The organism is Novosphingobium sp. (genome assembly GCF_036733805.1).
Classification (GTDB): Bacteria; Pseudomonadota; Alphaproteobacteria; order Sphingomonadales; family Sphingomonadaceae; genus Novosphingobium.
The window spans coordinates 1-11,233 of the sequence record NZ_DAIMZT010000010.1 but is presented as its reverse complement, the minus strand read 5'-3'; the positions used below and the strand labels follow the sequence as shown (position 1 = coordinate 11,233).

Annotated in this window: 11 protein-coding genes; 4 read left to right on the top strand and 7 right to left on the bottom strand. The window is 62.1% G+C overall.

Annotated features, from left to right (window positions below):
- A partial coding sequence (soxR, locus tag V7D69_RS04270) for a redox-sensitive transcriptional activator SoxR (protein WP_333605147.1) occupies nt 1-376 on the bottom strand: 376 nt, incomplete at its 3' end.
- 320 nt (nt 377-696) lie between these two features.
- Here soxR and V7D69_RS04265 point away from each other — a divergent pair.
- Nucleotides 697-849, top strand: a complete 153-nt coding sequence (locus tag V7D69_RS04265; protein ID WP_324061019.1) for a hypothetical protein — start codon at nt 697-699, stop codon at nt 847-849.
- Nucleotides 850-881: 32 nt separating this feature from the next.
- Here the strand turns inward: V7D69_RS04265 and ubiA are convergent, their stop codons facing one another.
- The gene (ubiA, locus tag V7D69_RS04260) at nt 882-1,811 is read right to left on the bottom strand and encodes a 4-hydroxybenzoate octaprenyltransferase (protein WP_324061020.1); all 930 of its coding nucleotides are present in this window, start codon (nt 1,809-1,811) and stop codon (nt 882-884) included.
- A gap of 127 nt (nt 1,812-1,938) precedes the next feature.
- Here ubiA and V7D69_RS04255 point away from each other — a divergent pair, with 127 nt between their 5' ends.
- Together V7D69_RS04255 and V7D69_RS04250 are read left to right on the top strand one after the other, a co-directional pair.
- Entirely contained in the window at nt 1,939-2,691 is a 753-nt protein-coding gene (locus V7D69_RS04255; protein ID WP_333605146.1) for a 16S rRNA (uracil(1498)-N(3))-methyltransferase, read from the top strand.
- A 62-nt stretch (nt 2,692-2,753) separates the two neighbouring features.
- Nucleotides 2,754-4,127 carry a glutamate--cysteine ligase gene (locus V7D69_RS04250; RefSeq protein ID WP_324063964.1) on the top strand — a complete coding sequence of 458 codons (1,374 nt, stop codon included), beginning with the start codon at nt 2,754-2,756 and terminating at the stop codon, nt 4,125-4,127.
- A gap of 1 nt (nt 4,128) precedes the next feature.
- On the opposite strand, the gene V7D69_RS04245 is transcribed toward V7D69_RS04250, so the two are convergent.
- The 5 genes from V7D69_RS04245 to V7D69_RS04225 form a co-directional block, all read right to left on the bottom strand.
- On the bottom strand, nt 4,129-5,481 hold the full coding sequence (locus tag V7D69_RS04245; protein WP_333605145.1) for a methyltransferase family protein: 1,353 nt from the start codon (nt 5,479-5,481) through the stop codon (nt 4,129-4,131).
- A 66-nt stretch (nt 5,482-5,547) separates the two neighbouring features.
- The gene (locus V7D69_RS04240; RefSeq protein WP_333605144.1) at nt 5,548-6,918 is read right to left on the bottom strand and encodes an outer membrane protein assembly factor BamB family protein; all 1,371 of its coding nucleotides are present in this window, start codon (nt 6,916-6,918) and stop codon (nt 5,548-5,550) included.
- Nucleotides 6,919-6,941: 23 nt separating this feature from the next.
- Nucleotides 6,942-7,736, bottom strand: a complete 795-nt coding sequence (locus V7D69_RS04235) for a tetratricopeptide repeat protein (RefSeq protein ID WP_324060879.1) — start codon at nt 7,734-7,736, stop codon at nt 6,942-6,944.
- 119 nt (nt 7,737-7,855) lie between these two features.
- A complete protein-coding gene (locus tag V7D69_RS04230; protein WP_324060877.1) occupies nt 7,856-8,983 on the bottom strand; it encodes a glycosyltransferase in 1,128 nt (375 codons plus the stop codon).
- An 11-nt stretch (nt 8,984-8,994) separates the two neighbouring features.
- Entirely contained in the window at nt 8,995-9,867 is an 873-nt protein-coding gene (locus V7D69_RS04225; RefSeq protein ID WP_324060875.1) for an alpha/beta fold hydrolase, read from the bottom strand.
- A gap of 65 nt (nt 9,868-9,932) precedes the next feature.
- Between V7D69_RS04225 and V7D69_RS04220 the strand changes: the two genes are divergently transcribed.
- On the top strand, nt 9,933-11,233 hold a 1,301-nt coding region (locus tag V7D69_RS04220), incomplete at its 3' end, for a protein adenylyltransferase SelO family protein (RefSeq protein ID WP_333605143.1).

The window sequence follows — 11,233 nt, the reverse complement described above, 5'->3', positions numbered from 1 at the left end:
GGCATTTCGCCAAGCTCAGGCAACCGCAGCCTATGCATTCGTCGAGTTTCCGACGCGTAAGTTCGAGCAAGGCGATCTTCTCGTCAATCGAATCTCGCATCGAACGGCTGATCCGCTCCCAGTCGCCGAGTGTCGGCGTGCGGCCCTGCGGCAATGCCGAAAGCTCACGTTCGATTTCCGCGAGTGCCAGGCCCAATTTCTGAGCGATCAGGATAAAGCTGACCCGGCGGATGTCCGAGCGCAGGAAGCGCCGCTGATTGCCACGCGTCCGCAGCGACGTCAGCAACCCCTTCTCCTCGTAAAAGCGGATTGCCGAAACCGCCGCGCCAGTGCGGCGAGCGAGGTCACCGATGGAAATGAAGCGATCTTCGATCATTGAATTTCCGAAAAATAGACCTTGATCTCAAGTTAACTTGAGATTGCACCTTCGCCAAGAAGCCGATTCACGGCGACGTCAAGGAGATGCAGATATGGCCAAGGGCCGCCTCGAACATGCCAATATCACTGTGAGCGACATCGAACGCACGTCCAGGTTGCTGCAGGACTTGCTGGGATGGGAAGAGCGCTGGCGGGGTCCCGCGCTAAACGGCGGAGAAACCATTCACGTGGGGGAGGAGTTTAGTTACATCGCCGTCTACCGTCTACACCGATCACCAAACGCACGAACGCTTTCCCAAGGGGACGCCGCTCAATCACGTGGGATTGCTTGTCGACGATCTCGACGCGGCGGAACGCGTGGTCAGCGCAGCGGGGCTTCAGCCGTTCAATCATGCCGACTACCCTCCCGGCCGGCGCTTCTATTTCTTCGACTGGGACGGAATTGAGTTCGAGATCGTAAGCTACGAGTGAGCCTGCCGGATCTTCGGCCTGTGCCCGGATTGTCAGATCACGCCCGCGTTCCCTACGACCCAGCACGCAAGCGCCATGATTAGGCCCGCGTCCCGGTTCGAGCGGAACCGGGCAAGCGCGTTGCCGCCGTCGTCGAGATCGAGCGTCAAGACCTGGAAACCAAGGTGCGCTGCTACCGGAGCGAGCGCCACGAGCGCCACCCAATCCGGCCGCATTATCCAGAATGCCAGCGCCCACAACGTCACCGCCGCTACGTAGAATGCGCAGACTCCCAAACGCACGTGCTTGCCCAGGCGGAGCGCGGAAGAGCGGATGCCGACCAAAGCGTCATCCTCCCGGTCCTGCAACGCATAAATGGTGTCATAGCCAATGCACCAAGCGATCGACCCAGCGTAGAGCGCCAGCATCGCGTCCAATCGATCAACGCGAATTTCAATCCAGCCCACTGGCGCAGCCCAAGTAAAGATGAGCCCCAACCATGCCTGCGGCCACCAGGTAATTCGTTTCATGAAGGGATAGGCGGCCACCATCCCCAGGCTGCCCAAAGCCACAAGCTGCGCCTGCCAACGCAGTTGCAGCAGAACGACTAGGCCGACCATGCACAGCGAAAGCAACCATATCCATGCTGCCTGCACGCTGACCCGCCCGCTCGCCACCGGGCGGGCCGCGGTGCGCGCTACCTTGCGGTCGAGATCGGCGTCGACGATGTCATTATAAACACAGCCGCCCCCCCGCATCGTGATCGATCCCAGCAACAGCCAGAGTATCAGTCCCCAACGATCCTGTCCGCCCGCAAGCAATACGCCCCAGGCGCCCGGCCAGAACAGGAGCCACCAACCGATCGGCCGATCGAAACGGGCGAGCATGGCATAAGGGCGAGCCCAAGCCGGCAGAAGCGAAATGAGGCTTCGATGCTCGGTATCAGGGACCGAATGATCCGAAAAAGATGGGGACTCCGTCACGCATGGAGCCCTAATCGATCGCGCGCCGCATGTCATGAACGATCCGAGACTTGCGGGATCGCGCGCCAGGCCGCATGGCCCAAATGACAAGCAGGCCATAAAGGCCAAGCCCGACTGGAACTCAAAAATGGCAGCAACACCGGCCTGGCCCCCGCGTTCCGCCCCTCGGCTGTTCGTTCCCGGCCCGCTCGCCGCAAATTCACTTGTCTCCCTGGAAGCAGGGCAGGCTCATTACCTCCTGAAAGTGATGCGACTCGGGCCCGGCGACGCGGTGGTTCTGTGCGATGACATCACGGGCGAATGGGCTGCAGTCGTCGTTTCCGCAGGAAAGCGGGACGTGGCGGTTGAACCTCGCGAGCGTCTTCGGGTGCGCGAGGAGGTTCCCGATTTCTGGCTTTGCGCGGCGCTGCTCAAGAAGCCCAACTTCGACTTGGTGCTCGAAAAGGGAACGGAACTCGGCGTGCGGCGCATCCAGCCCTTGGTGACGCGGCGCTGCGTCGCGGACAGACTTAACCCAGAGCGCGCGCAAATCATTATTATTGAGGCGGCCGAACAATGTGCCCGCACCGCCCTGCCCGAATTGGCGTCGCTGACAAAGCTTGACGCCTTGCTGCGCGAATGGCCTGAGAACCGGACATTGTTCTTCGCCGACGAACAAGGCGGGGAACCGGCCGCCGCCGCGTTTTCGGCATGCCATGGGCCGGCCGCGCTGCTGATCGGTCCGGAAGGTGGCTTTGATAACGAGGAGCGCGCGGCCGTCCGCGCCTGCCCGCAAGCGAAGCCGATTTCCCTCGGCCCTCGTATTCTGAGGGGTGAAACAGCCGCGATCGCCGCCACCGCTGCCTGGATGGCCCTCTCCGGCGATTGGCGCCTCATCTGAAATTGATTGTTACACACAAATAACACTGGCGTCCGTCCCCTTGGGCCACTACCTCCCCGCGCATGAGCACCCGTGAGATTTCGGATCACGAAGATCCGGTGATCGAAAATCTGGAACAACTCGCCGCGCCGATGGCTGCCGGTGAGAAACCGCGCGAGGCGTGGCGGATCGGCACCGAACACGAAAAGTTCGTGTACGATACGGCGGATCGGCACGCCCCTTCCTACCACGAAGCCGGCGGCATTCGCGATCTGCTGATGGCCCTGACCGAGTTCGATTGGGAACCGATTGTCGAGGGCGGCAACGTAATCGCCATGAAGGGCGCGGATGGCACCGTCAGCCTGGAACCCGCAGGCCAGCTCGAATTGTCCGGCGCCCCGCTCGAAAACTTGCATCAGACGTGCGCCGAAACCGGCCGGCACCTTGCGCAAGTGAAGATCATCGGCGATCGCATCGGCAAGAGCTATCTGGGCCTTGGCATGTGGCCGGACAAGACCCGCGAAGCGCTGCCGATCATGCCGAAGGGCCGCTATGCGATCATGCTGCGGCATATGCCTCGGGTCGGGTCGATGGGCCTGGACATGATGCTGCGCACATGTACGGTCCAGGTCAATCTGGATTATTCCAGCGAAGCGGACATGGCGCAGAAGTTTCGCGTCAGCCTGGCTCTCCAGCCTTTGGCGACCGCTCTGTTCGCCAACTCGCCGTTCACTGAAGGCAAGCCCAACGGTTATCTTTCCTACCGCAGCCACATCTGGTCGGATACGGATCCGGCTCGCACCGGCATGCTGCCTTTCGTCTTCGAGGACGGTTTCGGCTACGAACGCTATGTCCGGTATATGCTGGACGTGCCGATGTACTTCGTCTTCCGCGACGGGAAATATATCGACGCGGCCGGGCAGTCGTTCCGCGATTTCCTCAAGGGCGAATTACCGGCCCTGCCGGGGGAACGGCCCCGCTTGAGCGACTGGCAGGATCATCTTTCCACCGCCTTTCCCGAAGTACGATTGAAGTCGTTTCTGGAAATGCGCGGTGCCGATGGCGGCCCGTGGAGCCGCATATGCGCCCTGCCAGCGTTCTGGGTGGGCCTGCTCTACGATCAGGGGGCGCTGGATGCGGCGTGGGACTTGGTGAAGCACTGGGACATGGAGGGGCGCGAAACGCTGCGCGCGTCAGTGCCCAAGCTGGGACTGGATGCGCCCCTTCCGGGCGGCGGCATATTGCGCGATATCGCGAGCGAAGTGCTGGACATCTCGCGTTCGGGATTGGCCGCGCGCGGACAGTTGAATGCGGGCGGCGATAACGAGACGGGCTATCTGGAACCGCTTGCGGAGATCGTCGCCAGCGGGAAAGTGCCCGCCGAGCGCCTGCTGGATCTTTACCACGGCGAATGGGGCGGCGATATTTCCCGTGTTTATGAGGTAAAGACCTTCTGAGTTACTCCGCCGCTTGCAATTGCGGATTGCAGAGCTGAAGCCGCGTCGCGATGCGCGAGAACGTGCGCGTAATCAACGCGTTCTCGGCCATCCATGCATGGTATTCGCGGTATTTCTGGTCCTCGGCAAGGAGATGAGCCTCCTCCGTCTTTGCACGCCAATAATAAATGGCGCTCACGATGCCGAGCAGGACCGTATTGCGCACCGCATCCGTCAATGACCCATTGGTCACCAGGAAAGGCAAAGTGGAAGTCCACCAGAACAGGTTCTTGGAGAGATAGGCCGGGTGGCGCGTGAAGCGGTACGGTCCGTTGGTGAGCACGCCGCGATAGGTAAGGTTGGAGAAACGCATGCCGAAAGCGAATGTCGCCCAGGCATAGATCGCGGTCAGAAACACCATCAACGCGGCCCAGCACCAGAGCAAGAGCGTATGCCCTTGCATCCAGTAAGCCCACCCGCCGGTATGCACCTCATACCCCAATACATCGGCTCGCCCCATCGTGCCCCAGACGAAAGGCGGATAGCAAAGCAGCGCGGCCACCCAGCCGCCAAGCAGAGGATTGCCGCTGCGGATATGCGCATCGAGCGGCCGCAGCGTCAGCAGGTAGCCTACGGTGCCGATCTGCACGTCGATCAGGAACAGCGCTTCGATCAGGATGGAACCCAGCGCGACCGGATTGTTCGCAATCTGGCTGAAGTCGGTTTGCACCACATGCGCGAAGCCGGGAGGAAGAATGGAAATCATGAACGCGCCAAAAAACGCCTTAATGCCCCAGGCGCGCCAGTGCTTCTTCACTTCGCCGGCATCCCACGCCTCACGCCCGATCAGCATGGCGCCAAAATGCCAGGCGTGGTCGTGCGGGTCTTTTAGATAGCGGTCGAGCCAGAGCACGTAGGGGATCGATAACAAGAACACCGGCAAGGCGGCCGCGCCGATGATCTCCATCGCAAAGCGATACTGGCCGTCCCAATACCAGCGCGCGATACAGTAATAAAAGCCGATCGCCGCCCAGGTCGCCCAGAGTCCGGCGATCTTGGTAATGGAGTTGTCGACGGTCTTCGCCAACGGGCGTGGATTGCTCCACTCGATCCCGGTCGAAGCGCGTCGATGCACTTTGTCGACCAGAACTGACCAGCACCCCATGGCCGCGCCAGTGACGAACAGCGTAGCGACGGCAGCGTAAGGCCCGCTGAGGGGAGCACGTGGTCCCGGCAGAGAGAGGGCATCCGCCAAGCCGGCCCAATTGCGGCAAACCATCAGCCATATGACGAGCGCCGCAAGCCCGGACAGGCCGACGCCCGCCGAGACATCGCTGGCCGGAGGTCTGCTGGCGGTGGTCCGGGCATTGCTCATGCCCGGTGAACTAGCCGCAAATGGTTAAAGGCTATGAAATAGCAAGCAGCCCCGCTCCGCGTTCCTTTACCGTAACGCGGTAATCCTGCCGGAATTGTCTAGAACGTAAAGCATCTGGTTGGCCACGACCGGGGCCAGCGAAACGCCCGCCTTCAATTCAGTGAAGGCCGCATAGGCTCCAGTCGAAGGATCGACAGTGCCCAATTCCCCCCGCGAGTTTGCCACCCACAGCTTGTTGCCTGCCAGCACCGGCCCCACCCAGAAGATCGGCTCCTTGCGCTTCTTTTCGTTCTTGTAACGAGCCATCTGAGTCAACCAGCGGACGCGGCCCGTCGAGCGCGCGATTGCCAGGACTTCGGCGTGGTCATCAAGCGTGAATACCCAGTCGCCCACCACGGCCGGCGTGGAAATGCCCGCAAGGTTCAATTCCCAGATGCGTTGCCCGCTCACCAGTTCGTATGCCGCCATGCGCCCCCCCTGACCGAGCGCATAAACGTTTCCGCGATCGATGATCGGATCGGCATCCACGTCAGTCAAGCTGCCGACCTCGGTGGAGATTGAGGTGCGCGCCAGCGCATCGGACCATAGCTGGCGGCCGTTCTCATAACGGTAGGCGACTAATTCGCCTGAAGAATAACCGGCGATCACAGTGCCTTGCCCGGCGGCCGGAGCAGCGACGCCGAATACCCCGGCTTGCGTAAGCGAACCGGATTCGTTCCAGACTAGGTTGCCGTCCGCCGCGTTGAGCGCGAAGATCTGGTTGTCCTGCGTCATCACGTAGACTGAATTGAAGGCGATCGTCGGTGCACCCCGCAGCGGGCCCGCGGGCTTCTTGGTCCAGTTCTGGTTGCCTGTCGCTGCGTCCAGCGCAGCCACTTCGCCAAGACCGGTCGTGACATAGACGTGGCCACTGTCATAGCTGACGCCGCCGCCGAAGATGGCTTTGGACCCGTCACCCTTTACGGCGAAGCTTTTTGTCCACAAGCGCGCGCCCGACTTCGCGTCGAAGGCGTGGACCGTTCCGTCGGTATCCATGACGTATAGGCGGCCATCACCGATTACGGGCGCGGCGGCAAGGCGCTGACGATTTGAAGAACCGGCGATCTGCGCTGTCCATGCGCGCGCGGGATTATCGGCCAGCGCAAGATGCCCATAAGACTTGTTGGCCGTTCCACCGGCCTGTGCCCAATCGGGATTGACCTCTGCCGGTGGTAGAATGACCGACACGGTGGCCAGCGTAGGATCGACCTTGGCGCCGCTTTCGATGCGCGAGAGAATCGGCACGCGTTCACCCACCGTGGGTGTCTTCGCGTGATGTCCCTTGCCACCCAGCGTCTTGCAGCCCGACAGGCCAGCCACCAGCGCAAGAGCGGCCAGTGGAACGAGCTTGCGCGCACGCACGGTCGGCCGCCGCGTTTTCGATATGGTTGCCTTCATGCGCACACCCTCACCAAACATTGTCATTGCCCACCAGCCTCGGTCGCTCCACCCAGCTTGGGCTTGTCGATCGCTTCACCCTTGTCGTCGACCACATCGCTGACGGCATCGACGCCAAGCACCGCGGCCAACTGACGCGCGCGGCTGCGCAGACCGTCATTGATGCCTTCATCCTTCGCAATAGCAGCGAACAGCGGGCCGGCCTGGTCGGCCCTACCCAGCTTGAGATAAGCCATGCCGACCATCTCGCCGGCCACGCCGAACCAGGGATTGCCTGGCGCGGAAAGAGGTTTCAGGCGGTCAATCACCTCTTGCGGCTTCATGGCGTCGAAATCCGCCGTAACCGCGCGCACAAGCGCCAGATCGCGCAAGGGCTGAGGCGCCTTCTCATCACTCGCAACCTGCCGGTAGAGCTTAAGCGCATCCGCCTTGCGATCCTGCTCAAGCCCGATCGCGGCGAGCAGCAGCCGGGCGGAAGTGGCGTTGGCGTTCGAACCTTTAGCGGCGAGCGGGGTCAGCTTTGACTTGGCGTCATTCAGATTATTGCCCTGCAAGCTGTCAAGCGCTTGCACGAAAGCCTCGGAATTTTCCTCAAGCCGTTTAGTTTGCAGGTGATCCCAATAAAGCCAACCTCCCAACGCGACCAGACCGGCGGCGACCACGGCCAGCACGGGCTTGCCGTAGTTCTTCATGAAGCCCTCCACCTGATCCTGGCGCAGGGCGTCATCCACTTCGCGCAAGAACACGTCCTGCTGCGCGGCAAGCTGCGCCGCGTGCTTGTCTCGGGAAGGCGGGTTCTTGTCAGGAGGCAGAGCCAATTCGGGCACTTTCCACGGTCATAGGAATGGTTGCGGCGCTGTTTAGCGCATGAGCGGGGGTTTTCAACGGGGATGATCGCTGCACGTCCCGGCGTTAAGCACGGCTGAATGGCATCGGGTCAGGGGAAGCTACCAATCCCCAAGGCATGAGCGTAAGCTTCGCGATAAGCGCCGATCATTGTATTTTCATCGTAATTCGCCCGTGCAAGGGCGCGATTGGCCGCCCCCACGCCGCGCCGCATCGCCTCATCCGCCGCTAGCGCCGCGAGCGATCCCGCCAACGCCGCCTCATCGCCTGCGGGTGTAATAAGTGGCCGGTTATCCACCGATACCATCTCCGCCACATCGCCGACCTGGGGCGAAACGACCGGAAGCCCCGCCGCCATCGCCTCCACCACAGAGATCGGAAACTGTTCGCTGTCAGAAGAGAGCGCGAAGATATCGAACAGGCCGACGACCCGAGAAGGATCGGGGACAAAGCCCGGCAGGTGGACCCGGTGCGCGATGCCGCACGCGGCTGCCTGCGTCTCTATTGCGGTTCGTTCCGGGCCCTCCCCCACTATCACCAGCCGCCAGTCCTGGGGCAGCGATGCAAAGACCCGCACCAATCGCGGCAGGTTCTTGACCGCGCGTAACCCCGCCAGCGTGCCCACCCATTTCTCGCCTTGACCTTTGACCAGTCCCGGCACCGCATCCGGGGTGGGAGCGCGACCATGGGCACCGACATCGATGCCGTTGGTCACCAGCCGCACCACCGGCCGTGGCTGACGCCACGTCTTCAGCGCGATCGCCTCAAGGCGCCGCGAGGGGACCACCACGGCCGACGCCTTTCCCAGAGCGATGCGCCGGAACAGGTTTCGCACAGGCTTGAGCCCATGCGCCTCATCCTCGTTGAAACCGTCCTCGTGATGGACGAGCGGCCCAAGGCGAAGCCATCCTCCGTACAGGCGATGCGCCAACACCGCGTCCATCGCCCCCCAGTTATATGTCAGGATCAGATCGAAACCGCGCATGGCGCGCGCCAGGCGAAGCAGCCGCATGGGATCGGGCCTGCCCTGTAGACTCGGGAAATCTTCGGGATAGGCGACCGTCAATTCCGGGCCTATCGCCACCGAAGCACTCAGCGCGCCCGGCTGAGCCGAAACGATCGCATGCTCCACTGCCGGACCGAAGGCATTCATCAGCCGTGCCGCGCGCAGTTCCTTGCCGCCGGCCGAAAAGCTCGAATGAAGGTGCAGGATGCGCAAAGGGATGTCGCTCAGTTCGCGCGCGCCAAAAGTTGTTCGATCGCCGCCACTGACGTCGGCTCATCGAGAGTTGGAGCATGGCCCACATTCTCAAGCGTCACTGCCTGGGCACCTGGCACGCGGCGAACCATCTTTGCCAGCGTCGCTTCTGAAAGCAGATCGGACAGCGCGCCGCGGAGGATCAGCACTGGCCGCCCCGCCAAAGCCTCCCACGCGGGCCAGAGATCAGGTTGATCGTCAACATCGAACTCCAGAAACGGCTCGGCGATTTTCATATCATAGTCGAAAACGATACGGCCATTGCTGGTAAGCGTCATGATTCGCTTGGCCATGCTGATCCAGAAATCGAGCGATTGCCCCGGATAGGCCACGGCCTGCATTTCCTCGATGCCGCGCGCTGCGTGGACCCATGTGGGATAACTGCGCCCTTGCCCGACATACTCCTTGATCCTGGCGAGGCCGGCGGATTCCAGATTGGGGCCCGCGTCATTGATAACCGCGCCGGCTATTCGTTCGGGAATCACCGTGGCGAGGCCCATCGTCATCAAGCCGCCAAGCGAAGTGCCGATGGCCACGAAACGGTCTATCCCCTCCTGTTCGAGCAGGGCGAGAATGTCCTCGCAATATTGAGGTGTAGCGTAAGTGGCTCCGTCCCTGGCGTACTCACTGTCTCCCCGCCCGCGTAAATCGGGGCATAACACGCGCCGCCGGCTCGCAAGGCGGGGGGCCAGGGCTTCGAAATCGCGCGCATTGCGGGTCAATCCGTGCATGCACAGGATGGGTGGCAGAGCACCCTGCTCCAATTGCGCAGGTCCGGGATAATCGCGAAAATGCAACTTGAGTCCATCGCGGCTCGACCAGAACCGATCCTCGAAATTCGTCATGCCGAAGCGGCCACCTCCTGAGAACCCGGCTTGATCGACGGGCAAGCGGTCCCCACTATCGCCTGATGCGAAGCGAACCGCAAGCAAGTGCCTATCGGCCCGATCCACGCATCGAAGCGATTGCCGACTGGATCGGCGATCCCGTGCCCGCCGCCACGTTCCCTAAGCACGAGCTGCGCTTCCGCAACGACCGCTGGGCTCCCACGGTCGGCCTGGCCGATTTGCCCGATGATAAATGGATCGCGCATTTCGGCCGGTTCGAGCCATTGCCCAAAAATCTGCCGCAGCCATTGGCGCTTCGCTATCACGGGCATCAGTTCCGCGTCTACAACCCGGATATCGGTGACGGGCGCGGCTTTCTTTTCGCGCAGATGCGCGATGCGGATGGTCGCCTGCTCGATCTCGGCACCAAGGGATCGGGTCGCACGCCCTACAGCCGCGACGGCGATGGGCGACTGACGCTGAAAGGCGCAGTGCGGGAAATCCTGGCGACTGAGATGCTGGAAGCGCTAGGCGTGAACACCAGCAAGACCTTTTCCGTCATTGAAACCGGCGAAGCGCTTTGGCGTGGCGACGAACCCTCCCCCACGCGCTCGGCCGTGCTGGTGCGTCTGAGCCACGGGCACATCCGGATCGGCACCTTTCAACGCCTGCTTGCGCGTGACGAGAAAGAACATATGGAAACGCTCGTCAGCTATTGTCTGGAGACCTATCCCGGCAACGAGCCGCCTGTCGACGCCCCAAGACGCGAAGAGCCGGCGGTGATCTTGCTGCACCAGGTCGTGGAACGCCTGGCGGACCTTGCAGCGAGCTGGATGGTCGCCGGCTTCGTCCACGGCGTGCTCAATACCGACAACATGAATATCTCCGGCGAAAGCTTCGACTATGGCCCCTGGCGCTGGCTGCCGCAGTGGGACCCGCGCTTCACCGCCGCTTATTTCGATCATGCCGGGCTTTACGCCTTTGGCCGTCAGCCCGAGGCGCTGCTTTGGAACTGCGGGCAGCTTGCCGTCGCGCTGCGCCTGTTGGCTGACACCGAACCTCTGATTGCCGCGCTCGACCGCTTCGGACCGCTTTACCAGCAGGCGATGGCTCGCCGGTTCACGTGGCGGCTGGGTATCGAGCCACAAGGTCTGGAAGCGGATACCGCGCTGATTCAAGCCGCCGAACACAGCATGGTAAAAAGGGGCGAGGCGCCGGACCAATTCTTCTTCGCTCATCGAACCGGTCGTGACCCCGCGCAGGACGATTTCGGGCGATTGCTCAGGAGTTACCGGCCCCTTGCGGAGACCGACTCGCCCTTTTGGGAGCAAGCAACGCCCCCTGGCATGCTTATCGACGAAGTGGAGCGGATATGGTCCGCGAT